This window comes from Pseudotabrizicola algicola (assembly GCF_010915705.1).
Classification (GTDB): domain Bacteria; phylum Pseudomonadota; class Alphaproteobacteria; order Rhodobacterales; family Rhodobacteraceae; genus Pseudotabrizicola; species Pseudotabrizicola algicola.
On sequence record NZ_JAAIKE010000002.1, the window covers coordinates 345566 to 366977 of the forward strand.

Here is a 21412-nt window from a genome sequence, read left to right on the forward strand (position 1 = left end):
TGGCCCCTCAGCGCCCGGCCGCTTCGCCCAGAGCCGCTACGGTGGAAGACGCAGCAGGCCCGATCTGCGCCACGCACCACTCCAGCACCGCGTCTTCCTCCGGGGGAAGGGCCTGCGCCAGCTCTTGCGCGAACATGTCAAAGCAGGCCCGGTTTTTCTGCGACACACCGGTCAGAACCGGCACCCCGCGGGCAAGCGCTTCGGCAATCACAGGGCGAAAGCCCCTGCCCTCGGCCTCTTGCTTGCCGAACTTGTTCAGGATCATGAGCTGCGGGGGGTCCTGTTCCAGATGCGCCGCAACTCGGCCCACAGCAGTTTCCAGCCCCGTGGCGTCAAGCCGGCATCCGCTGGCATGTCGGCCCAGGTTCTGGCTGATGCGGATCACGCCTGTCTGGCCCAGTACCCGCAGATCCATCAGACAGGGACGGTCCGGCTCGGTTTCCGTGTTGACCTGCACCACCCCGCCCAGCCGGAAGCCCGCCAGCGCCAGCCGCTGCGCCACCCCCGCCAACAGCCTGTCACCCATGCCGCGCTCCGGGGCAGAGATATAGCCCAGCATCTTTTCCCCCCTGCGCCCCCGCGGGGCCGCTTGTGTCTGGCAAGACCTGCTTACATGATGGCGGCACAGCGCGAAAGCGCCAGCGTTTTGCGGGGAAAACATGCAACCGGCCGGGCATCTGGGCGTGATTCTGGCGGGCGGTCAGGCGCGGCGCATGGGCGGCGGCGACAAGGGCCTGCGGCTGCTCCACGGTCAAAGCCTGCTCCAGCGGGTGATCCGGCGACTGCAGCCGCAGGTGCGCGGGATGGCGATCAACGCCAATGGCGACCCCCGGCGGTTTGAGGGCTTCAAGCTGCCGGTCCTGCCTGACCCGATGCCCGGCTTTCCCGGTCCGCTGGCCGGTGTGCTGGCGGCGATGGACTGGGCGGCGGAGCGCGGCGCGCCTGCGGTCGTAACCGTGGCAGCCGACACGCCGTTTTTTCCCGCCGATCTGGTGCAACGGCTGGACCGCGCGGCCGGTGCGGGGGGCTTCAGCCTTGCCGCCACCGGCGGGCATGCGGCCCCCGACTGGCACCCGACCTTCGGCCTCTGGCCCACCGACCTGCGCGACAGCTTGCGCCGCGACCTGCAGGCCGGACAGCGCAAGATGATCGACTGGGCGTTAAGCCACGGGGCCAAGGCCGCGCTGTTCCCCTCGGCGGGCGATCCGTTTTTCAACATCAACACGCCGGACGATCTGGCAAGTGCCGAAGCGCGCCATGATCTTTGACCGCATCGCCATCCTCGACTGGTCCGCCGCCAAAGGGCCAAAGCGCGGCAAGGATTCCATCTGGCTTGCCACCGCGACCGCCGCCGGATGCCGTGCGCAAAACATCCCCACCCGCGCAGAGGCCGAGGCAGCCTTGGCCGACCTTGTCACCGACAGCCTGCAGCGCCGCCAGACCCTGCTGATCGGGGCAGATTTTGCCTTTGGCGCGCCCCGCGGGTTCATCCCGCAACTGACCGGGCAGAAAACCGCATTGTCATGGTGGGCATGGCTGGCAGAGCGCATGACCGACACTGCCGGAAACATCAGCAATTACCGCCAGATCGCGGCGCAGATGAACAGCGTCTTCCCCGAGGGTGGCCCGTTTTGGGGCAATGGAGAGCGGGCCGACACCCCCGGCCTGCCCCGCTTCAAACCGCCGCTGCCGCCGGGTCTGGCCCAGCACCGCGCGACCGATCTGGCCGCGCGCGGCCCCGGTTCGGCGCCCAAGCCCGTGTGGCAGCTTGCGGGCGCGGGGGCGGTCGGCGCGCAGGTGCTGACGGGGTTGCCGATGCTGCACCGCCTGCGCCTGCGCTTCGGAGCCTCCCTATCGGTCTGGCCCTTCGAGACCGCGACGACCCCCGTCGTGCTGGCCGAGGTCTATCCCTCGCTGCTTGCTTCCGCCGTGCGCGAGAAAGCCGCCGCAGGCATGGTGCCAGATGAGGCGCAAGTCATCCTGCTGGCCAGCGCGCTGTTTGCGCTGGCGCCCGCCCGGCGCGCGGCGCTGTTCAGCGTTCCGCAGCCCGATCCGGAAGAGGGGTGGATTCTGGGCGCAGGCCATGCCCGCCTGCTGCAAGAGGCCCTAGGCTGACCCTTTGCGGATCAGAAACACCCGCTGCCCGCCTTCCTCTGCGGCAGAGATCAGCGTGTCGCCCGACTGGCGGCAAAAATGCGGAATATCGACCACCGCAGCGGGGTCTGTCGCCAGCACGCGCAGCACTTGTCCCGGCTGCATCGCCAAAAGCCGCTTGCGCGCCCGCAAGACCGGCAGCGGGCAGAGCAGGCCCGCCGCATCCACCTCTGCGTCCCAGCCTGCGCTCACTCCCAGCCCATCCGCTTGAGATAGCCCTCGATCAACGGCACGTCGCTCGGGTTGTTCAACTCCCAGAACACCGCGCCGGGGGCCGAAACCTCGACCATCTTCACCGGATAGCCGTTCTCGAGGAACCGCAACTGCTCCAGCCCCTCCAGCGCCTCGAGCGGCCCCGGCTCCCAAGCCTGATAGGCGGCCAGCGCAACGGGGCGATAGGCATAGACTCCGACATGGTGAAACACCGGCACCACGCCGTTCACAATGCCGCGCCCGTTGGTAAAGGGGATGACTTCCTTGGAAAAATACAGCGCCCGTCCGGCCCGGTCGGCCACCACCGTGGTCGCCCCCACGCGGCCCGCGCGGCGGTCCATCAGCAGGTTTTCCACCGTTTCGGGGTCACAGCGCAGAAACGGCGTCGCCATCCCGCAGTCGGGGTCGGCGCGCATCGCCTCGATCAGCGCGGTCACAAAATAGGCAGGCGTCAGCGGCGCATCGCCCTGCAGGTTCACCACGATATCGGCGGTGATCCCCGCCGCCGCCACCGCCTCGGCCACGCGTTCGGTGCCGTTGCGGCACTGGTCGGATGTCATGATGACATCGGCCCCGATCCGCCGCGCCTCATCGGCGATGCGCTCGTCATCGGTCGCCACATAGATCGGGATCTGCCCCCCCGACGCCGCCCGCCCCGCCATGACCGACCGTTCGATCAGGCTGCGCGCCACGCCCTTGGCCCCTGTCAACGCCACGAGGGGCTTGCCGGGATAGCGGGTGCTGGCAAAGCGGGCGGGAATGATGATGCAGGCGTCCATGCTCACAGCCCCTTTGCCAGGCGGTCAAAGGCGCAGAGCGTGCCGACCAGCGCCTGCATATCCCGCAGATGAATCATGTTCGGCCCGTCGCTGGGTGCAGTGTCAGGGTCTTCATGCGTTTCGATGAACAGCGCCGAGACACCCACCGCGCAGGCCGCCCGCGCCAGCACCGGCGCAAACTGCCGCTGCCCGCCCGAACTGCCGCCAAGCCCCCCGGGTTGCTGCACCGAGTGGGTGGCATCGAACACGACCGGCCAGCCGGTTTCGGCCATCGTGGGCAGACCCCGGAAATCGGTGACCAGAGTGTTGTAGCCAAAACTCGTGCCACGCTCGCACAGCATGATCCGCCGGTTGCCGGTGCTTTCGACCTTGGCCGCCACGTTCTTCATATCCCAAGGGGCCAGAAACTGCCCCTTCTTGATGTTGATCGCCAATCCCGTCTCTCCGGCGGCCAGCAGCAAATCGGTCTGGCGGCACAGGAAGGCCGGAATCTGCAGCACATCCACCGCCTCTGCCGCAATGGCGCAATGGCCCGGTTCATGCACATCGGTCAGCACCGGCACGCCATATTCGGCCCGGATGTCGGACAGGATGCGCAACCCCATCTCCATCCCCAACCCCCGGTTGGTGGACAGGGACGAACGGTTTGCCTTGTCATAGCTGGCCTTGAAGATGAACTTGGTGCCGGTGGGCGCACAGGCCTCGAGCAGCCCTTCGCAGATCATGCGGGCATGGGCCGCGCTTTCCAACTGGCAGGGGCCGGATATCAGCGCAATCGGCGCGCCCCCGCCAATGGCGATATCGCCCACGGTTACGGTTTGCTGGTCCATCATTCCCTCACATCACGCCAATGCGCAAAAGGTCGTGCAGATGCACGATCCCCACTGGCCGCCCGTCCTCACAGACAAACAACGCCGAAATCTTCGAAGTGTTCACAATCGCCAAAGCCTCGGCGGCCAGCGTCTGCGGCGCCACGGTTTTCGGCTGGCGTGAGGCGATGTCGCCCGCCACCCGGTCCAGCAGGCCCACGATGTTGCGCCGCAAATCGCCATCGGTCACCACGCCGGCCAGCCGCCCCCCGGCATCCACCACGCCGGTGATGCCAAAGCCCCCCGCCGTCATCGCCCGCACCACTTCCTGCATGGGCGCGTCAAGCGGCACCAGCGGCACCGCGTGATGCATCACCTGCCGCACCAGCGTCAGTTGCGCGCCCAGCTTGCCGCCGGGGTGATAGGTGCGGAACTGCTCGGCCTCGAACCGCCGCGCCTCCATCAGCGCCACCGCCAAAGCATCGCCGAGGCCCATCATCAGCGTGGTCGATGTGGTGGGGGCCATGCCGATGGCACAGGCCTCGGGCAGATCGGGAATGGTCAGCCGGTAATCCGCCGCCCGCATCAATGTGCTGGCCGGATCGCGGGAAAACCCGATCAGCGGAATGCCGAACCGCGCGCAATGCCCGATCAGGTCGCGCAATTCGGTCGTCTCGCCGCTGTTCGACAGCAGGATGCAGATGTCATCCGGCGTCACCATGCCAAGGTCGCCGTGGCTGGCCTCGGCCGGATGCACGAACAGGGATGGCGTCCCCGTCGAGGCCAGCGTCGCCGCGATCTTGCGCGCCACATGCCCCGATTTGCCGATCCCCGACAGCACGGCGCGCCCCCGCACCTCCAAAAGCGCCGCCACCGCGCCCGCAAAATCCGCCGGCAGCGCGCCCGCCAGCGTCAGCAGCGCCTCGCCTTCGACGCGCAGCACACGCGCCGCCGCGCGGTCATGCGCCTCTGGCGTCAATGTCGGGGTGGGTTTGGCCATGCGTGCGGGCTCTCCTCGGGTTGCCCTTCCTAGTGCCAGCAAAGGCCCCGCCTGTCCAGAAGCCCGCCTACCGCCGCAGGAACCAACGCGCGCCGATCTGCGCCGCCAGCACCGCCAACGCGATCCGCACCACATGATGCGTGGTCACGTAAATCGCGCTCAGGTTCAGGCTCAGCGCGATCAGGCTCATCTCGGCCAGACCCCCCGGGGCAAAGGCCAGAAACACCGCCGACACCGATTCCCCGACCAGCGCGTGCAGCGCCATCGCAAAGGCATAGGCGAGCGCCATCACCGCCGCGCCGTTCAGCACCGCAAGCGCGCCCGCCCGTCGCAGCATCGCGCCGCTCACCCCGGCAAAACGCGCGCCCAGACCCGTGCCCAGCACCACCTGCGTCAGCGAAATCAGCCAGCCCGGCGGCACCCCCTGCACCCAGCCCGTCACATGCGCCAGCGCCGACAGGATCAGCGGCCCGGTGATGATCCACGCCGGAATCCGGCACAACCGCGCCAGCCAGACGCCAAGCCCGCCGCAGGCCGCCAGCACCAGCACATCGCGCGACGTCAGCGGCGCATCGGCCCCCGTCATCTGCACCCCGGCAGCAGACCCCACCGCATGCCCCGTCACCCCGGCAAAGATCAGCGGCACCGCAATGATGGTCAGGATCAGCCGCAGGAATTGCAGCACCGTCAGCAGGCGCACATCGGCCCCCGCCTCCTCGCCCAGTTGCACGCTTTCGATCAACCCGCCCGGCAGCGCGCTGAAATAGGCGTCCACCCTTGGCAATCCGCCCGTGCGAAAGACAACATAGCCCAGCGCATGTGCCATCGGCACGAAGACCAGAAGGCCCAGCAGACTGCCGCCCCAGCCCAGCGCCTCGCGCGCGACCTCGGGCGTGAACGCGCCGCCGATCGCCACGCCGATCACCGGCACGAAACTCATCCGCAACCGCACCGGCAAAGTGATGCCCCGGCCGAGGGGCCGCCAGCCCATCGCCGCCGTCACCCCCACCGCCAGAAGCGAGCCGAGCAGATAGCCCAACGGCACCTCCAGCGCCGCCGCCACACTCCCGCCGACAGCGCCGATCAGCAGCGTGATGGCCAGCGCCGGCAGGTCGACCTTCATCCCTACCAATGCGGCGGCCTGACATTGGCGGCGGGCGCATCGCCCATCCCCGCCTCGCGCTCCGCCTCACGCTCGACCAGCAGGCCAACCAAGCGCGTCAGACGGTCAATCTCCTTGGCCTGCGCCGCCACCACGTCCGACAGATCGTCAACCGCCCGCAACAGGTGCGCCACCCGCTCTTCGATCCCGTCAACCCGATCCACCATCGCCCCCGTGATTGCCCCGTGAAGGCCAGCGTGCCGCTTGCCGCCATCCCCCCCATCCGTTACAGGAAGCCCGGCAAAGATCGAAGGGCCAACCGCCATGTCCGACGCGAAAATCCGCCGACCCCGCGCAGAAACCCCCAAGGGCTTTCGCGATTATTTCGGTGCCGAGGTGGCCGAGCGCAAAGCCATGCTCGACAAGATCACGGCGGTCTATCACCGCTACGGCTTTGATCCGCTGGAAACCAGCGCGGTAGAAACCGTTGAATCGCTTGGCAAATTCCTCCCCGACGTTGACCGCCCGAATGAAGGCGTGTTCGCGTGGCAGGAAGAAGAGGCCGACTGGCTGGCCCTGCGCTATGACCTCACCGCGCCGCTGGCCCGCGTCGCCGCACAATACCGCAATGATCTGCCCAGCCCCTACCGCCGCTATGCCTTCGGTCCGGTCTGGCGCAACGAAAAGCCGGGTCCGGGGCGATTCCGCCAGTTCTATCAATGCGATGCCGACACCGTTGGCGCGCCCTCGGTTGCCGCCGATGCCGAAATCTGCGCCATGCTGGCCGATGCGCTGGAAGCCGCCGGGATCGAGCGCGGAGACTATGTGGTCAAGGTCAACAACCGCAAGGTGCTCAACGGCGTGATGGAAGTCGCGGGCCTGTCGGGCGACGACAAGGAGGCCGAGCGCGGCATCGTCCTGCGCGCCATCGACAAGATCGACCGTCTGGGCGCCGACGGCGTGCGTGCCCTGCTGGGCGAAGGCCGCAAGGACGCCTCGGGCGACTTCACCAAAGGCGCGGGCCTTTCGGACGCGCAGGCCGAGGTGGTCATGGGCTTCACCTCTGCCAAACGCGACACGGGCCAAGCAACCGTGGCGCGCCTGCGCGAACTCGTCGGCACCTCTGCGCTTGGCCTTGAAGGCGTCGACGAACTCGAACAGATCGCCGCCCTGCTCGCCGCCCAAGGCTATGGCCCCGACCGTATCGTGATCGACCCCGGCGTGGTGCGTGGCCTCGGCTACTACACAGGCCCGGTGTATGAGGCGGAACTCACCTTTGAAATCCTCGACGAAAAGGGCCGCCCGCGCCAGTTCGGCTCTGTCGCAGGCGGGGGCCGCTATGATGACCTTGTGAAGCGCTTCACCGGCCAGTCCGTCCCCGCCACCGGCGTCTCCATCGGGGTGGACCGTCTCTTGGCCGCCCTGCGCGCCAAGGGCCGCATCGGCACCGACACCACCGGCCCCGTCATCGTCACCGTGATGGACCGTGACCGCATGGCCGATTACATGGGCATGGTGGGCGATTTGCGCGCCGCCGGCATCCGCGCCGAAGTCTATCTGGGCAACCCCAAGAACTTCGGCAACCAGTTGAAATACGCCGACAAACGCGGCTCTCCCGTCGCCATCATCCAGGGCGGGAACGAGGCCGCCGCAGGCACCGTCATCCTCAAGGACCTGATCCTTGGCGCGCAGATCGCGCAGAACGCCACGCTCGAGGAATGGAAGGACCGCCCCGCGCAGGTCGAAGTCCCGCGCGCCGAACTGGTCGCCGCCGTGCGCCGGATGCTGGACGCAGGCTGATGCGCAAGACCGGGCTGGAACGCGCCACCTCCGACCGTCTGGCGGCATGGTTCACCGAACAGGGGGCCACGCTGGTCGAGGCCGATATCCTTCTGCCCGCCGAAACCCTGCTCGACCTCTACGGCGAAGACATCCGCGCGCGCGCCTACATGACGCTCGATCCGGTGCAGGGCGAAATGATGCTGCGCCCCGACTTCACCGTGCCGGTAGTGCAGCAACACATGGCAGGCGGGGCCGATCCGGCCATCTACGCCTATTCCGGCCCTGTCTTCCGCAAGCAGGATCACGCGGGCGACCGCCCGTCCGAATACCATCAGGCCGGGATCGAGATCTTCCGCCGCGACCAGCCCGAAGAATCCGACGCCCGCGTCTTTGCCCTGATCGCCGAGGTGCTGGCCGAGCACGGCCTTGCCCTGCGGCCCGTCACCGGCGACATCGGCATCCTCATGGCCGCCGTGCGCGGCCTTGCCACCACCGACCGCCGCAAGGAGGCGCTCTTGCGCCACATCTGGCGGCCACAGCGGTTCCGCGCTTTGCTGGACCGCTTCTCGGGCCGCGCGCCGATGCCTGCCGCGCGGAGGCACCTGCTCGACCGCCTCACGCAAGGCTCTCCGGCCGACCTGATCGCACAGGCCGGCACCTTCACCGGCCTGCGCAGCGAAGCCGAGATCGCCGCCCGCGCCGAGGCGCTGATCCTCGATGCGCAGACGCCGCCGCTCCACGCGCCCGAAGCGGCGCTGCTCTATGATCTTCTGTCGCTGCAAGCGCCCTCGCGCGCCGCACTGGGCCATCTGCGCGGCATCGCCCCCATGCTGCCCGCCATCACCCCTTCGGTGGATCGCTTCGAGGCGCGGCTCGACGCCCTCTCCGCGCATGGCATCGACACGCAGACCCTGCCGTTCGAGGCCAGCCACGGCCGCACCAGCCTTGAATATTACGATGGCTTCGTCTTCAGCTTCCACGCCGAAGACCCCGCCCTGCCCCCCGTGGCCAGCGGCGGGCGCTATGATGCGCTGACCGCCGTTCTGGGTCAGGGCAAATCCATTCCCGCCGTCGGCGGCGTCATCCGCGCCGGTCTTCTCGCCCGCCTGACCGGAGAGCACTCATGATCAAGATCGGCGTGCCGTCCAAGGGGCGGCTGATGGAAAAGACCTTCGACTGGTTCGGCGCGCGCGGCGTCACCCTGCGCCTGTCGGGGGCCGAGCGCGAATATGCCGGGCAGGTGGACGGCATCGACGGGGTGGAACTGGTGCTGCTGTCGGCGGGCGAAATCCCGCGCGAACTGGCGGCAGGCCGCATCCACCTCGGCGTCACCGGTTCCGACCTCGTGCGCGAAAAACTGGCCGACTGGCCCTCGCAGGTGGCCGAACTTGCCCCTCTGGGCTTCGGCCATGCCGATCTTATCATCGCGGTCCCCGTCGCATGGATCGACGTCGACACGGTCGATGATCTTGATGCCGCCGCCGCCGCCTTCCGCCGCACCCACGGCTTCCGGCTGCGCATCGCCACCAAATACCACCGCCTCGTGCGCGATTTCCTGACCACCCACGGCGTTGCCGATTACCAACTGGTCGACAGTCAGGGCGCGACCGAGGGCACCGTCAAGAACCTCACCGCCGAGGCGATTGCCGATATCACCTCCTCGGGCGAGACGCTGCGCGCCAACCATCTCAAGATCCTGTCCGATGCGCTGATCCATTCCAGTCAGGCGGTGCTGTTCCTTTCGCACCGCGCCGACTGGCCCGCCGAGGATCGCGCCGCACTGGCGCAGCTTGCCGATAAGCTGGGGGTGGACCTGCCCGCAACAGCGCCGCAGGTCTGACCCGAGGGGCCTTTGAAACGCCCCTGTCCTGCGCTACCTTCGCCCCGTCCAAGGGAGAGTCGCATGTCCGTCGCCCGCCGCCTTCTGTGCCTCGCCGCCTTGCTGCCGCAGCCTGCACTGGCGCAAGACCTCGCCTCGGGCGAGGCGATCCGCGCTGCGATCGTGGGCAACACCGTGCGCGGCTCGATGGTCGCCTCGGGCGGCTTTACCGAATATTACGCCCCCGACGGCGCCATCCGTGGCCCCGATTACAGCGGGGAATGGTCGATCAAGGGCAACCGCATGTGCTTTGGCTATGACGGCAACCCGTCAAGCTGCTGGGCCGTGCGCGTCAACGGGCGCAACGTGATCTGGGTCGGCGCAGGCGGCGACGAAGGCACCGGCACCATCCTGCCCGGCAATCCCAACAACTACTAGAGAACCGCCGCCAGCCGCGCGCCCTGATCTATCGCGCGCTTGGCATCCAGTTCTGCCGCCACATCGGCCCCGCCGATCACATGCGGGGTGATCCCGGCGGCGACCAGCGCATCGGCCAGCCCCCGTTCCGGCACCTGCCCTGCACAAAGCACCACGTCATCCACCGGCAGAATCTGCTCGGCCCCGTCGCGCTCTATCACCAGCCCCTCGGCGGTGATCGCCTTGTAGCTGACCCCGCCCAGCATCTTCACCCCCTTGGCCGCAAGGGCCGCGCGGTGAATCCAGCCCGTGGTCTTGCCCAGACCCCGCCCCGGCTTTTCCGCCTTGCGCTGCAACAGCCAGACCTCGCGCGCAGGCCCCTCGGGGTGCGGCACGGCCAAGCCGCCCGCCACCTCTGCCGGATCGCCCACGCCCCATTCGCGCCGCCACAGCGCCAGATCCTCGGTCGGGCTTTCGCCGGAATGGACAAGGAATTCCGACACGTCAAAGCCTATGCCGCCCGCGCCGATCACCGCCACGCGGCGCCCCACCGGCGCCCCCGTCAGCACGTCCAGATAGCTCAGCGCCCGCTCCTGCCCCGCAATCGCCGGATCACGCGGCGCCACGCCCGTGGCAATCACCACCGTGTCGAACCCGGCCAGATCGGCCACCGTCGCCTCGGTGCCCAGCCGCAACTCTACCGTCGACCGCTCCAGCATGGTGCCGAACCACGCGATCAGCCCCTTGAACTCTTCCTTGCCCGGCACGCTCGCCGCCAGATGCAACTGCCCGCCGACCCGTTCCGCCCGGTCAAACAGCACCACCCGGTGCCCGCGCTGTGCCGCGACCAGCGCCGTCATCATGCCCGCAGGCCCCGCCCCCACCACCGCCACCCGCTTGGGCGCATCGGTCGGCGCATAGACCAGTTCCGTCTCGTGGCAGGCGCGCGGATTGACCAGACAGCTTGTCAGCCTGCCGCTGAACGTATGGTCGAGGCAAGCCTGATTGCAGGCGATGCAGGGCGCAATCTCGTCCGCCCGCCCCGCCGCCGCCTTGGCGACGAAATCGGCATCGGCAAGAAAGGGCCGCGCCATCGACACCATGTCGGCCTGCCCCGCCGCCAGCACGCCGTCGCCCACCTCGGGGGTGTTGATCCGGTTCGAGGTGATCACCGGAATCCCCACCTCGGGCCGCAACCGCGCCGTCAGCCATGTGAAGGCCGCGCGCGGCACCGATGTGGCAATCGTCGGCACCCGCGCCTCATGCCAGCCGATCCCGGTGTTGAGCATGCTCGCCCCTGCCGCCTCTATCGCGCGCGCAAGCTGCACCACCTCGGCCCATGTCGAGCCGTCGGGGATCAGGTCGATCAGGCTGATCCGGTAGATCAGGATAAAGTTCGGCCCCACCGCCGCGCGCACCCGCGCCACCACCTCGACCGGCAGGCGCATACGGTTCTCATAGCTGCCGCCCCAGTCATCTTCCCGCCGGTTGGTATGGCGCACCAGAAACTGGTTCAGGAAATAGCCTTCCGACCCCATGATCTCCACGCCGTCATAGCCCGCCTCCTGCGCGCGCATGGCGGCTGTCACGATATCGGATATCTGCTTTTCGATGCCCTCCGCATCCAGTTCACGCGGCACGAAGGGCGAGATCGGCGATTTCACCGCTGACGGGGCCACACATTCCTTGCCATAGGCATAGCGCCCCGCATGCAGGATCTGCATGGCAATCAACCCGCCCGCGTCATGCACCGCGTCGGTCACCCGGCGATGGTTGGCAATGTCGGTGTCCGAAAACAACCCGGCGGCCCCCGGAAACACCCCGCCCTCCCGGTTCGGAGCCATGCCGCCCGTCACGATCAGGCCCGCACCACCCGCCGCCCGTGCCGCGTAAAAGGCGGCCACCCGCCCCCAGTCGCCCGTCTCCTCCAGCCCGGTATGCATCGACCCCATCAGCACCCGGTTGCGCAAACGCACATGGCCAAGGTCCAAAGGGGCAAGCAAATGGGGATAAAGGGTCATCATGTCCTCCGGCAGATTGGCGACACAATGGGCGGCAGCGCGCGGCTTGTCACCCGCAACGCGGCGTCACGACACAGGCGCGCCGCCGCGCCCGAGCCTGTCCTCAGCCTCCGGTCAGCCCGTTCAGCGCGCCGGTGGCCCGCTTCATCAGCCCGTCCACCGCCACGCGCAACGAATCAACCGCCGCCACATAGGCTTGCATCGCATCGGCAGCCCCCGGAATCTGCGCGGAAATCTGCGGGGCCATGACATAAACCGCCAGCGCCAGCGCCGCGAGGATCAGCATCAGCGCAAATCCCGTCCGGAACCCCGAAGATTTGCCGACGGGCCTCGGCTTTGCCTCGTCCACCAGACTGGCGGCCATGTCATTGGGCCGCAGGCTCGAATTGATTTCCTCGATATCGGGCAACAGATCGCGCCGCGCGGCAGGGCGCAGCGCCGGATTGGCGCCGCCAACCTCTGCTCCGGGGCGGCGGACTGCCTCGCTGCGCGCCGCTGCGGAAGCCGCCGCGGCAGCAGCGGCAGAGCCGACCACGGGCGAGACGGGCGGCGGAAGGCCAAGATCGCCCTGCATCTCGATCGCATTCGCCTCGGCCCGGCGGGCTGCCAGTTCGCGCTCTGCCTCCTCGCGCAGGATGGCCAGCACATCCTCGTCCAGCTTGCGCTGCACAGGGGCGGCGGCGGCAACGGCGGCGGGGGGCGGCGGGGCCTGCTCGGGCTCCTCCTCCTCGTCGTCAGCATCCGTTTGCGCCACGGCGGCAGGCACAGGGGCCACCGCCTCCGGCTCGCGGTAAAGCTCGTCGCTCAGATCGGCGGCCACAACCTCGCGCTGCTGGAACCACGCATGCCCGCAGTTGGAACATTGTACATCACGACCGGCTTCCGGAATGGCGCCATCATCAACTTCATACTGGGCATCGCAATTCGGACAGATCAGGCGCATCGGGCATACCTTTCCCGGTTCTCCCGGATTTTCAGGCGACACTAGCAACGAACCCGGCCAAGGCCAAGAGTTTGTGGCTGTTTTCGCAACAACACCCGCGCGGTGATGCCCCGCCATCATTGTATCCGGCCCCGCTTTGCGCAATCCTGCCGCCTGTGCCACCGGCAGGCCAAAGGGGCGGATGAGTGATCGCGTTCGAGAATTTGGGTTTCAATTACGGCGGGGGCGAGCTGCTTTCCGATGTCACCCTGCGCCTTGCGCCCGGGTCGTTCCATTTCCTGACGGGGCCATCGGGGGCGGGCAAATCCACCTTCCTCAAGCTCGCCTATGCCGAGTTGCGCCCCACCGCAGGCCGCGTCTCGATCTTTGACCGCGACGCCCGCATGATGACGCGCGACGACGTGGCGCTCTGCCGCCGCCGCATCGGCGTGGTGCATCAGGATTGCCAGTTCCTCGACCATCTGCCGGTGGCCACCAATGTCACCCTTCCGCTCACGGTGGCCAACCGCAAGGGCAACCCGCAAGACCTGACGGCGCTGCTCGACTGGGTGGGTCTGGGCAAGCTGGCCGATGCGCTGCCGCCGCAACTCTCGGGCGGGGAACGTCAGCGCGCCGCCCTTGCCCGCGCCATCATCATGTCGCCCGATGTCATCCTCGCCGATGAACCCACCGGCAACCTCGACTGGGACATGTCGCTGCGCCTGCTGACGCTGCTGGTCGAACTCAGCCGGATGGGCAAGACGATCCTTGTCGCGACCCATGACATGAACCTGATCCGGCAGGCAAAATCGCAACTGGCCGCGCGGGTGCTGCGCATCCAGAACCGGCGCGTGCAACTGGCGGGGGCCGATCTGTGAAACCGAACCATCCCGCGCTTCTGGCCCCCGTGCAACTGGCCCGCAGCCTGTTCGCCCGTGACCGTCAGGCCGACAGGGTGGTGCCGCCCTCGGGCTTCACCGCGCAACTCACGCTGTTCACCGCCGGGGCGATGGCCTTTCTGGCGGTCTTTGCCCTTGCGCTCTCGCTCGCCTCGGGGCGGCTGGCCGACCGCTGGGCCTCGGCCCTCGCGGGCACCGCCACCATCCGCATCTCGGCCCCGCCAGAACAACTCGACACGCAGGTCGCCGCCGTGGTGGCGCTTCTGGCCACCACCCCCGGCGTGGCCTCGTCACGCGTGCTCGATACCGCCGAACAGCGCGCCCTGCTCGAGCCGTGGTTCGGCCCCGACCTGCCGGTCGACGCGCTGCCCCTGCCCCGCCTGATCGAACTCACCGAGGCCAGCCCCGGCTATGACGGGCAGGGCCTGCGCCTGCGCCTTGCCGCCGAGGCCCCCGGCGCGGTGCTTGATGACCACACCCGCTGGCGCCGCCCGATGGCACAGGCGGCCGAGCGGTTGCGCCTTCTGGGCGCGCTCTCGCTGATCCTCATCGCAGGCTCCACCGCCGCGATGATCACGCTGGCCGCCAATGCCGCGCTCTCGGCCAACCTGCCGGTGATCCGCGTCCTGCGGCTGGTGGGGGCGAAAGATGCCTACATCGTGCGCGCCTTTGTCCGCCGCTTCACCCTGCGCGCGCTGACAGGGGCCGCCATCGGCACCCTGATCGCCATGATCGGCGTCGCGCTGCTGCCGCAGGCCGATGACGCCGGGGCCTTTCTGACCGGGCTCGGTTTTCAGGGTTTCGGCTGGCTGTTGCCGCTGCTATTGCCCCCCCTGACCGCGATGGTGGCTTTTGCCGCCACCCGATATGCCGCCTTCCGCACCCTGAAAGGGCTCACCTGATGCTTGCCATCCGCTGGATCATGTCCCTGCTGTTCAACATCCAGATGTATCTGGCAATGGCGGTCATGGCCGTTGTCTTTGCCCCTTGGGCGCTGTTTTCGCGCGAAGGGGCCTTTGCCGCCTGCCATACCTATTGCCGCTGGGTGATCTTCACCGCCCGCCTCATGCTGGGCCTCAAGGTCGAGGTGCGCGGCACGCCCCCCACCGACGAGGTGGTGATCGCCGCCAAACACCAGAGCTTCTTCGACATTCTGGTGATCTTCCACGCCATCCCGCGCGGCAAGTTCATCATGAAGCGCGAACTCATCTACGCCCCCTTCCTCGGCCAATACGCCCAGCGCATCGGCTGCGTCTTCGTCGACCGTGGCAAACGCGGGGCCGCCATCGCCAAGATGAAGGCCGATGTGGCGAAATCCGCCACCGATCCGGGCCAGCTGGTGATCTATCCGCAAGGCACCCGCGTGAACCCCGGCGTGGTCAAACCCTACAAGGTCGGCTCGGGCCTGCTCTACGAACAACTCGGCCAGCCCTGTGTGCCGGTCGCCACCAATATCGGCGTGTTCTGGCCCAAACGCGGGGTCTTGCGCAAACCGGGCACTTGCGTCGTGCATTTCCTGCCGCGCATCGAACCCGGCCTGCCGGTGCCCGTCTTCATGAAGCAACTCGAACAGGCCATCGAAGACACCTCGAATGCCCTGATGGCCGAAGCGGGCTTCACCGCGCCCTGAAACCCGCCGCCCCGGCGCGGAACTTTAACGCGGGGCGCGTGTTGCTGCTCCATGACACTCGACAGCCTTCTTGCCACCTTTCTCAGCGTGCCCCTGATGCTGCCCCTGATCGGCAGCCTGCTGACCGGTGCGCTGATCGGGGCCGAGCGCGAGATGCAGGCAAAGCCCGCCGGCCTGCGCACCCATACGCTGGTCTGCTTCGGCTCTGCCCTGATGATGCTGATCGCCGCCCATCAATCGGCATGGGATGCCGATTTTCAACCCGACACCCAGATCGTCACCGACATGACACGGATGCCGCATGCCATCCTGACCGGCATCGGCTTTCTGGGCGCGGGTGTGATCTTCCGCGAGGGGTTGTCGGTGCAGGGCCTGACCACCGCCGCATCGCTCTGGCTCACCGCCTCGCTCGGCATCGTCTATGGCGCGGGCATGCTGGAGCTGGCCATCATCGGCACCCTGATCGTTCTGGCCGTGCTGGTCATGCTGCGGCTGATGCAGCGCGTGATTCCCGTGCATTCCGCCCTTCGCCTCAACATCCGCGCCCTGCCCGCCTATCGCAGCGCCGATCTTATGGCCCTTCTGGCGCAGCACGGGCTGCGCGCGGGGCCGCTGGCCTTTACCCAGACCCGTGACGATCTGACGCTCAACACCACCGTCACCCTGCCCCGCCAGGGAACCGATCTTGACGCGCTCTGTGCCGCGCTGCGCGCCGATCCGGCGGTGCAGGATATCTCCCTGCTGCCGGTGGACTAGGGCAGCAGATCGGGTCAGGGTCGGCACATCCCGACCACTCGCCCCCGGCTTGCGCGCCCGCTTTGACCGCAACGGCGCGCAGCCCCGCAGCGTGATCGTGGGCACCATCGCCGAGATCTATTCCCAATGCGCCCGCGCCCTGATCCGCTCGGCGCTGTGGACGGGCGGTGACCAGTCGGCGGGCCTGCCAAGCGTGGGAGAGATGATGCGCGAACTCACCCGAGGCGACATCGACGGTGCCGCCTATGATGCCGCGTGGCCCGCCCGCGCTGCCGCTACCCTGTGGTAAGCCTCAGCCGAGCAAACAGTCGCTCACCTGAAAATCCAGCGCCAGCCGCGACTCCGGCCCGTAATCCATGCCCGCCACATTGATGAACAGCGCGCCGCCCTCGGTGCGGATATGCTCGGGCGTCACCGGCAGCGTGGTGAACGCCGGGTCGATGGCAAAACCCTCGAACAGCGCGCACTCCACCTCGAAGCGCAGCACATATCCGTTGAAGGGGGCCTCCCAGAACCAGCCCTCCTCCTCGCCATAGGTGAATTCGATCCGGTTGGCGCTGATGTCCACTTCGACAGGCACCACATCAAGCGCACTGTTCCCGCCCTCGGGCAGCAGCGCGAACTCCACCAGCCCGCCCACGCTCACCGTCCGCCCGCGCGAGACAAAGGCGAGCGTTCCATCGGGGTTCGTGGTCTCGGTGTTCAGCGTCACGATGCGCCCCTCCAGACTGCCGCCCAGAGCAAGACCGGGATGCACCGCCAGCGCCACGCAGCACAGGGCTGCCGCAATTCCCGCGCCGCCACCCTGTCGAGACTGTCTGGGCATCTTTGCCCCCTTTCAGGCCAGCTTCAGCGCGACGATCCCGCCAAGGATCATCAAGATCCCCAGCACGCGCAGCAGATTGACAGGTTCGGCAAACAGCACCACCGCCATGATCGCGGTCCCCAAGGTGCCGATGCCCACCCAAACCGCATAGGCCGTGCCCACCGGCAAATCCTTCATCGCCAGCGACAACAGCCAGAAACTGCCCAGCGCGCCGGCAATCGTCAGCGCGCTCGGCAAAGGCCGCGTGAATCCGTCAGAATACTTCAGACCGATGGCCCAACCGGTTTCCAGCAAACCCGCCAGCGCCACCAGACCCCAAGCGCTCACGCGGCGAGTCCCTTGGACCCCATCTCGATGAACTTCGACCGGCGATCCTTGATCAGCGCCTCGGGCTTCTTGCCCGACAACTCCTTCAGCATCGCCTCGATGCCCTTGCCCACCGCGTCGATGGTCTCCCGCCGCCCGCGCTGCGCGCCGCCCACGGGTTCCTTGATGATCCGGTCGATCACGCCCAGCTTCTGCAGATCCTGCGCGGTCAGCCGCAGGGCCTCGGCAGCCTCGCGCATCTTCTCGGCGTCCTTCCACAGGATGCTGGCGCAGCCCTCGGGCGAGATCACCGAATAGACGCTATGCTCCAGCATCGCGACGCGGTTCGCGGTCGCAAAGGCCACCGCCCCGCCCGATCCGCCCTCGCCGATCACCACCGAGATCAGCGGCACCCCGATCTCGAGGCACTTCTGCGTGGACCGCGCAATCGCCTCGGCCTGCCCGCGCTCTTCCGCGCCCTTGCCGGGGTAGGCACCGGGCGTATCCACCAGCGTGATCACCGGCAGCCGGAACCGATCCGCCATATCCATCAGGCGAATGGCCTTGCGGTAACCCTCGGGCCGCGCCATGCCAAAGTTGCGCTCGATCCGGCTCTTGGTGTCATTGCCCTTTTCATGGCCGATCACCATCACCGGCACATCGTTGAACCGCGCCAGACCGCCCATCACGGCGTGATCGTCGGCAAAGTTCCGGTCCCCCGCCAGCGGGGTGTATTCGGTGAACAGCGAGTCGATGTAATCCTTGCAATGAGGCCGGTCCGGGTGGCGCGCCACCTGACATTTGCGCCACGGCGTCAGATCCTTGTACAGATCGCGCAGCATGGCCTCGGCCTTCTTGTCCAGCGCCTCGGCTTCCTTGGCGATATCCATCTCGGGGTTGGACCGCCCCATCGCCCGCAATTCTTCAGCCTTGCCTTCGATTTCGGCGAGGGGTTTTTCGAACTCAAGGTAATTCATCGGCCACTCCGTGAAGGACAGCGCCTATATGCCCTTGCCCGCAAGGCATTGCAACCGCAGCGCCGCCAATCCCATTCACGCCCGCCAGAAACAGCAGCGCCCCGAACCGCTGGTTCGGGGCGTGCATCCTCCCCAGTTGCCACGCGGGGGCCTCCTCTCCCCTGATGCGTGGCGCGGGTATTCTTTGCAAAGCGCCCTTATTTCAGGCGCTGCGGGCGAAGCATTGACCAGCACACGGCAGCTTGTCAACGATTCAGATGTGACGCTACGTCACCCTGCAATCATTTCGGCCTGCCGCACGACCACCTCGGCCTGCTTGATGCTGGCAATGTCCACCAGACGGCCCTTGTATACCGTGGCCCCCTCGCCGCGCGCCTTCGCGGCCTCCATCGCAGCCAGAATCTCGCGCGCCTCGGTCACCGCTGCCTCGGACGGGGTGAACACCTCGTTGGCCAGCGCCACCTGCTTGGGGTGGATCGCCCATTTGCCCACCATCCCCAGCGTGGCCGACCGCCACGCCTGCGCGCGAAAGCCCTCGTCGTCGGAAAAATCGCCAAACGGCCCGTCCACCGGCAAGATGCCATGCGTGCGGCAGGCCGCCACGATCGCTGCCTGCGCCCAGTGCCACGGGTCCGACCAGTGCTTCACGCCCTCGCGCAGCATGTAGTAGTTTTCCTGCGTGCCGCCGATGCCCGTCGTCTGCATCCCCATGCTGGCCGCGAAATCCGCCGCGCCCAGACTCATCGCCTGCAAGCGCGGGCTGCTCGCCGCAATCTCCTCCACATGCGCGATCCCAGCCGCGCTTTCGATGATGACCTCGAAGCTGATCGGCTTTTTGCGCCCCTTGGCGCGCTCCACCGCCGTCACCAGCGCATCGACCGCATAGACATCCGCCGCGCAGCCCACCTTGGGAATCATGATCTGGTCCAGACGTTCCCCCGCCTGCTCCAGCAGATCGACCACATCGCGATACCAGAACGGCGTGTCGAGCCCGTTGATCCGCACCGACAGGGTCTTGTTTCCCCAGTCCACCGCACCGATCGCCGCGATGATATTGGCCCGCGCCTGATCCTTGTCGGCAGGCGCGACCGAGTCTTCCAGATCGAGGTTGATCACATCCGCCGCCGATGCCGCCATCTTCTCGAACAGCGCCGGACGCGATCCGGGGCCGAACAACTGGCACCGGTTCGGACGGGCGGGCGGGGTGGGTTGGATACGAAAGCTCATCGGGGCCTCGGCAAGTTAATTTCACGACTCTGCACCGCAGCGATAGATTATTGCGCGCCACTCTGCAAGCCCGCCTTTGCAGGTGCAGCATCGGGCCACCTTCCGCACCTGCGACTCCGGCATGCTTGACAGTTCGATGACGAAAGGCGCCATGTCTGCTCCATAACCCGAACAGGACCCTGCCATGGCCACCGCGACCGCTTCACACAGCCCCGTCAATCAGAAGATCCGCATCGCAGCGCTGCGCGTTGCCTTCCTGCTCGCCCTTCCGCTGATCATCTTCTCCAAATCCATCTGGATGGACAGCCACTGGATCTTCGAGGTGATGGAGGTCACAGGCATCGCCCTGATCATCGTGGCGGTGCTCGGGCGGTTCTGGGCCGTGCTCTACATCGGCGCGCGCAAGAACGCGATGGTGATGCAAGACGGGCCCTATTCGATCATGCGACACCCGCTTTACCTGTTTTCCACCATAGGTGTCGCTGGCTTTGGCATGATGCTCGGGTCATTCCTGCTCACCCTCGGGCTTACGGCGCTCATATTCGCGATCCTCTCGATCACCGCCAGCAAGGAAGAAGCGTTCTTGCGCGCAGAATTCGGGCCCGCCTATGATGCCTATGCGGCACGCGTGCCACGCATCCTTCCCAAGCCCTCGTTGTTCCGCACCGAGGCGAACGTCACCTTCAACGTGCGCACCCTGCGCATCAACCTCCAAGATGCCCTTGTGTTTCTGGCCCTGATTCCGCTGGCAGAGGCGTCCGAAATGGTCAAGGACTATGGCCTGATCCCGACCTTCCCCCTGTTCTGAATGATTTCCGTCACCGCCGACAGCTTCCCGCTGGCCCGCACCTTCACCATCTCGCGCGGGTCCAAGACCACGGCGCAGGTGGTCACCGCAACCATCACCCGCAACGGCCATCAGGGCCGGGGCGAGGCTGTGCCCTATGCCCGCTACGGCGAATCCGTCGCCGATGTGATGGCGCAGATCGCCGCCGCGCCGCCGTGGATCACGTCCGGGACTCTGGCGCGCGACATGCCCGCCGGTGCCGCCCGCAACGCACTCGACTGCGCGCTCTGGGACCTTGAGGCCAAGACGGCAGGCAAACGGGTGTGGGACCTCCTCGGCCTGCCCGCCCCGCGCCCCGTGGTCACCGCTTTCACCCTCTCGCTCGACACGCCCGCCGCAATGCGCGCGCAGGCCGCCGAAAATGCGCATCGTCCGGTGCTGAAGATAAAGCTCGGCACACCGGATGACATGCCAAGGCTCGAGGCGGTGCGACAGGGCGCGCCCCGCGCCACCCTCATCATCGACGCAAACGAAGGCTGGACGCCCGAGATCTACGCCGACCTTGCCCCCCGCCTCGTCGCGATGGGGGTCGCGCTGGTCGAACAGCCGCTGCCCGCCGGTGCCGATGACAGCCTCGCCGAAATGGCCCGCCCGCTTCCGGTCTGCGCCGACGAATCCTGCCACGACCGCGCAAGCCTGCCCGCCCTGCGCGGCAAATACGATGTGGTGAACATCAAGCTCGACAAGACAGGCGGCCTTTCCGAGGCGCTCGCCCTCAAGGCCGAGGCGCAGGCGATGGGCTTTGGCATCATGGTCGGCTGCATGGTCGGCAGCAGCCTTGCGATGGCCCCCGCGACGATCCTTGCACAGGGCGCGGCCTTCACAGACCTTGACGGACCGCTCTTGCTGGCCCAAGACCGCGACAACCCGCTGCTGTTCGACGAACACGGCATCCACCCGCCGCATCCGGCCCTTTGGGGATAGCA

General features: G+C 67.4%; 26 protein-coding genes. 13 read left to right on the top strand and 13 right to left on the bottom strand.

Annotated features, from left to right (window positions below; all coding sequences use genetic code 11):
- Positions 1-7 precede the first annotated feature (7 nt).
- Positions 8-559: a DUF2478 domain-containing protein gene (locus tag G3572_RS08215; protein ID WP_164610649.1), complete on the bottom strand. Its 552-nt coding sequence runs from the start codon at positions 557-559 to the stop codon at positions 8-10.
- Positions 560-659: 100 nt separating this feature from the next.
- Here G3572_RS08215 and mobA point away from each other — a divergent pair, with 100 nt between their 5' ends.
- Together mobA and G3572_RS08225 are read left to right on the top strand one after the other, a co-directional pair.
- Positions 660-1268, top strand: a complete 609-nt coding sequence (gene mobA / locus G3572_RS08220) for a molybdenum cofactor guanylyltransferase MobA (protein WP_164610651.1) — start codon at positions 660-662, stop codon at positions 1266-1268.
- Positions 1258-2115, top strand: a complete 858-nt coding sequence (locus tag G3572_RS08225) for a molybdopterin guanine dinucleotide synthesis (protein WP_164610653.1) — start codon at positions 1258-1260, stop codon at positions 2113-2115. The genes mobA and G3572_RS08225 overlap by 11 nt, the downstream gene beginning before the upstream one ends.
- Here G3572_RS08225 and G3572_RS08230 read toward each other — a convergent pair.
- The 6 genes from G3572_RS08230 to G3572_RS08255 all read right to left on the bottom strand — a co-directional run bounded on the left by G3572_RS08230 (position 2107) and on the right by G3572_RS08255 (position 6383).
- Entirely contained in the window at positions 2107-2346 is a 240-nt protein-coding gene (locus tag G3572_RS08230) for a sulfurtransferase TusA family protein (RefSeq protein ID WP_164610655.1), read from the bottom strand. The genes G3572_RS08225 and G3572_RS08230 overlap by 9 nt on opposite strands.
- The gene (locus G3572_RS08235) at positions 2343-3146 is read right to left on the bottom strand and encodes a 3-deoxy-manno-octulosonate cytidylyltransferase (protein ID WP_164610657.1); all 804 of its coding nucleotides are present in this window, start codon (positions 3144-3146) and stop codon (positions 2343-2345) included. Before G3572_RS08235 ends, G3572_RS08230 begins: the two co-directional genes overlap by 4 nt.
- Positions 3147-3148: 2 nt before the next feature.
- Positions 3149-3976: a 3-deoxy-8-phosphooctulonate synthase gene (gene kdsA, locus G3572_RS08240; protein ID WP_435530966.1), complete on the bottom strand. Its 828-nt coding sequence runs from the start codon at positions 3974-3976 to the stop codon at positions 3149-3151.
- A 7-nt stretch (positions 3977-3983) separates the two neighbouring features.
- Positions 3984-4955, bottom strand: a complete 972-nt coding sequence (locus tag G3572_RS08245) for a KpsF/GutQ family sugar-phosphate isomerase (RefSeq protein ID WP_164610661.1) — start codon at positions 4953-4955, stop codon at positions 3984-3986.
- 67 nt (positions 4956-5022) lie between these two features.
- Complete coding sequence (locus G3572_RS08250) at positions 5023-6078, bottom strand: AbrB family transcriptional regulator (RefSeq protein WP_164610664.1); 1056 nt, start codon at positions 6076-6078, stop codon at positions 5023-5025.
- Positions 6079-6080: 2 nt separating this feature from the next.
- Entirely contained in the window at positions 6081-6383 is a 303-nt protein-coding gene (locus tag G3572_RS08255; protein ID WP_435530967.1) for a SlyX family protein, read from the bottom strand.
- Between G3572_RS08255 and hisS the strand changes: the two genes are divergently transcribed.
- The 4 genes from hisS (at position 6382) to G3572_RS08275 (ending at position 10096) form a co-directional block, all read left to right on the top strand.
- Positions 6382-7857 carry a histidine--tRNA ligase gene (hisS, locus tag G3572_RS08260; protein ID WP_164610666.1) on the top strand — a complete coding sequence of 492 codons (1476 nt, stop codon included), beginning with the start codon at positions 6382-6384 and terminating at the stop codon, positions 7855-7857. The genes G3572_RS08255 and hisS overlap by 2 nt on opposite strands.
- Complete coding sequence (locus tag G3572_RS08265) at positions 7857-8966, top strand: ATP phosphoribosyltransferase regulatory subunit (protein ID WP_164610668.1); 1110 nt, start codon at positions 7857-7859, stop codon at positions 8964-8966. Before hisS ends, G3572_RS08265 begins: the two co-directional genes overlap by 1 nt.
- The gene (gene hisG / locus G3572_RS08270; RefSeq protein WP_164610670.1) at positions 8963-9679 is read left to right on the top strand and encodes an ATP phosphoribosyltransferase; all 717 of its coding nucleotides are present in this window, start codon (positions 8963-8965) and stop codon (positions 9677-9679) included. Before G3572_RS08265 ends, hisG begins: the two co-directional genes overlap by 4 nt.
- A 63-nt stretch (positions 9680-9742) precedes the next feature.
- Entirely contained in the window at positions 9743-10096 is a 354-nt protein-coding gene (locus G3572_RS08275; protein ID WP_164610671.1) for a hypothetical protein, read from the top strand.
- Here the strand turns inward: G3572_RS08275 and G3572_RS08280 are convergent.
- Both G3572_RS08280 and G3572_RS08285 read right to left on the bottom strand, forming a co-directional pair.
- Positions 10093-12096: an NADPH-dependent 2,4-dienoyl-CoA reductase gene (locus tag G3572_RS08280; RefSeq protein ID WP_164610673.1), complete on the bottom strand. Its 2004-nt coding sequence runs from the start codon at positions 12094-12096 to the stop codon at positions 10093-10095. The two genes, G3572_RS08275 and G3572_RS08280, sit on opposite strands and share 4 nt — an antisense overlap.
- A gap of 103 nt (positions 12097-12199) precedes the next feature.
- Entirely contained in the window at positions 12200-13039 is an 840-nt protein-coding gene (locus tag G3572_RS08285) for a zinc-ribbon domain-containing protein (RefSeq protein WP_164610675.1), read from the bottom strand.
- A 185-nt stretch (positions 13040-13224) separates the two neighbouring features.
- On the opposite strand from G3572_RS08285, the gene G3572_RS08290 reads away from it, so the two are divergent.
- The 5 genes from G3572_RS08290 to G3572_RS08310 are packed head-to-tail and all read left to right on the top strand — an operon-like array spanning position 13225 to position 16592.
- The gene (locus G3572_RS08290; protein ID WP_164610677.1) at positions 13225-13896 is read left to right on the top strand and encodes a cell division ATP-binding protein FtsE; all 672 of its coding nucleotides are present in this window, start codon (positions 13225-13227) and stop codon (positions 13894-13896) included.
- Positions 13893-14819, top strand: a complete 927-nt coding sequence (locus G3572_RS08295; RefSeq protein ID WP_435530968.1) for a cell division protein FtsX — start codon at positions 13893-13895, stop codon at positions 14817-14819. The genes G3572_RS08290 and G3572_RS08295 overlap by 4 nt, the downstream gene beginning before the upstream one ends.
- Positions 14819-15547 carry a lysophospholipid acyltransferase family protein gene (locus G3572_RS08300; RefSeq protein ID WP_164610679.1) on the top strand — a complete coding sequence of 243 codons (729 nt, stop codon included), beginning with the start codon at positions 14819-14821 and terminating at the stop codon, positions 15545-15547. The genes G3572_RS08295 and G3572_RS08300 overlap by 1 nt, the downstream gene beginning before the upstream one ends.
- 51 nt (positions 15548-15598) lie before the next feature.
- On the top strand, positions 15599-16303 hold the full coding sequence (locus G3572_RS08305; protein WP_164610681.1) for an MgtC/SapB family protein: 705 nt from the start codon (positions 15599-15601) through the stop codon (positions 16301-16303).
- A 49-nt stretch (positions 16304-16352) separates the two neighbouring features.
- The gene (locus tag G3572_RS08310; RefSeq protein WP_164610683.1) at positions 16353-16592 is read left to right on the top strand and encodes a hypothetical protein; all 240 of its coding nucleotides are present in this window, start codon (positions 16353-16355) and stop codon (positions 16590-16592) included.
- 3 nt (positions 16593-16595) lie between these two features.
- On the opposite strand, the gene G3572_RS08315 is transcribed toward G3572_RS08310, so the two are convergent.
- The 4 genes from G3572_RS08315 to G3572_RS08330 all read right to left on the bottom strand — a co-directional run bounded on the left by G3572_RS08315 (position 16596) and on the right by G3572_RS08330 (position 19639).
- Positions 16596-17129, bottom strand: a complete 534-nt coding sequence (locus tag G3572_RS08315; protein WP_164610685.1) for a hypothetical protein — start codon at positions 17127-17129, stop codon at positions 16596-16598.
- A gap of 12 nt (positions 17130-17141) precedes the next feature.
- Complete coding sequence (locus G3572_RS08320; RefSeq protein ID WP_164610687.1) at positions 17142-17456, bottom strand: DMT family transporter; 315 nt, start codon at positions 17454-17456, stop codon at positions 17142-17144.
- Positions 17453-18412, bottom strand: a complete 960-nt coding sequence (locus G3572_RS08325) for an acetyl-CoA carboxylase carboxyltransferase subunit alpha (RefSeq protein ID WP_164610689.1) — start codon at positions 18410-18412, stop codon at positions 17453-17455. The genes G3572_RS08320 and G3572_RS08325 overlap by 4 nt, the downstream gene beginning before the upstream one ends.
- A 270-nt stretch (positions 18413-18682) precedes the next feature.
- Positions 18683-19639, bottom strand: a complete 957-nt coding sequence (locus G3572_RS08330) for an L-malyl-CoA/beta-methylmalyl-CoA lyase (RefSeq protein ID WP_164610691.1) — start codon at positions 19637-19639, stop codon at positions 18683-18685.
- 184 nt (positions 19640-19823) lie between these two features.
- Between G3572_RS08330 and G3572_RS08335 the strand changes: the two genes are divergently transcribed.
- Complete coding sequence (locus G3572_RS08335) at positions 19824-20447, top strand: methyltransferase family protein (protein WP_164610693.1); 624 nt, start codon at positions 19824-19826, stop codon at positions 20445-20447.
- Positions 20448-21410, top strand: a complete 963-nt coding sequence (gene dgcA / locus G3572_RS08340) for an N-acetyl-D-Glu racemase DgcA (RefSeq protein ID WP_164610694.1) — start codon at positions 20448-20450, stop codon at positions 21408-21410.
- Positions 21411-21412 lie beyond the last annotated feature (2 nt).

What these genes read in the sequence shown, in the direction of transcription:
- G3572_RS08315 (WP_164610685.1), bottom strand. Translation starts at nt 17,129, where the DNA reads ATGCCCAGACAGTCTCGACAGGGTGGCGGCGCGGGAATTGCGGCAGCC.
- G3572_RS08285 (WP_164610675.1), bottom strand. Translation starts at nt 13,039, where the DNA reads ATGCGCCTGATCTGTCCGAATTGCGATGCCCAGTATGAAGTTGATGAT.
- G3572_RS08250 (WP_164610664.1), bottom strand. Translation starts at nt 6,078, where the DNA reads ATGAAGGTCGACCTGCCGGCGCTGGCCATCACGCTGCTGATCGGCGCT.
- G3572_RS08275 (WP_164610671.1), top strand. Translation starts at nt 9,743, where the DNA reads ATGTCCGTCGCCCGCCGCCTTCTGTGCCTCGCCGCCTTGCTGCCGCAG.
- G3572_RS08335 (WP_164610693.1), top strand. Translation starts at nt 19,824, where the DNA reads ATGGCCACCGCGACCGCTTCACACAGCCCCGTCAATCAGAAGATCCGC.
- G3572_RS08225 (WP_164610653.1), top strand. Translation starts at nt 1,258, where the DNA reads ATGATCTTTGACCGCATCGCCATCCTCGACTGGTCCGCCGCCAAAGGG.
- G3572_RS08265 (WP_164610668.1), top strand. Translation starts at nt 7,857, where the DNA reads ATGCGCAAGACCGGGCTGGAACGCGCCACCTCCGACCGTCTGGCGGCA.
- dgcA (WP_164610694.1), top strand. Translation starts at nt 20,448, where the DNA reads ATGATTTCCGTCACCGCCGACAGCTTCCCGCTGGCCCGCACCTTCACC.
- G3572_RS08305 (WP_164610681.1), top strand. Translation starts at nt 15,599, where the DNA reads ATGACACTCGACAGCCTTCTTGCCACCTTTCTCAGCGTGCCCCTGATG.
- G3572_RS08325 (WP_164610689.1), bottom strand. Translation starts at nt 18,412, where the DNA reads ATGAATTACCTTGAGTTCGAAAAACCCCTCGCCGAAATCGAAGGCAAG.
- kdsA (WP_435530966.1), bottom strand. Translation starts at nt 3,976, where the DNA reads ATGGACCAGCAAACCGTAACCGTGGGCGATATCGCCATTGGCGGGGGC.
- G3572_RS08215 (WP_164610649.1), bottom strand. Translation starts at nt 559, where the DNA reads ATGCTGGGCTATATCTCTGCCCCGGAGCGCGGCATGGGTGACAGGCTG.
- G3572_RS08300 (WP_164610679.1), top strand. Translation starts at nt 14,819, where the DNA reads ATGCTTGCCATCCGCTGGATCATGTCCCTGCTGTTCAACATCCAGATG.
- mobA (WP_164610651.1), top strand. Translation starts at nt 660, where the DNA reads ATGCAACCGGCCGGGCATCTGGGCGTGATTCTGGCGGGCGGTCAGGCG.
- G3572_RS08280 (WP_164610673.1), bottom strand. Translation starts at nt 12,096, where the DNA reads ATGACCCTTTATCCCCATTTGCTTGCCCCTTTGGACCTTGGCCATGTG.
- G3572_RS08245 (WP_164610661.1), bottom strand. Translation starts at nt 4,955, where the DNA reads ATGGCCAAACCCACCCCGACATTGACGCCAGAGGCGCATGACCGCGCG.
- hisG (WP_164610670.1), top strand. Translation starts at nt 8,963, where the DNA reads ATGATCAAGATCGGCGTGCCGTCCAAGGGGCGGCTGATGGAAAAGACC.
- hisS (WP_164610666.1), top strand. Translation starts at nt 6,382, where the DNA reads ATGTCCGACGCGAAAATCCGCCGACCCCGCGCAGAAACCCCCAAGGGC.
- G3572_RS08255 (WP_435530967.1), bottom strand. Translation starts at nt 6,383, where the DNA reads ATGGCGGTTGGCCCTTCGATCTTTGCCGGGCTTCCTGTAACGGATGGG.
- G3572_RS08235 (WP_164610657.1), bottom strand. Translation starts at nt 3,146, where the DNA reads ATGGACGCCTGCATCATCATTCCCGCCCGCTTTGCCAGCACCCGCTAT.
- G3572_RS08330 (WP_164610691.1), bottom strand. Translation starts at nt 19,639, where the DNA reads ATGAGCTTTCGTATCCAACCCACCCCGCCCGCCCGTCCGAACCGGTGC.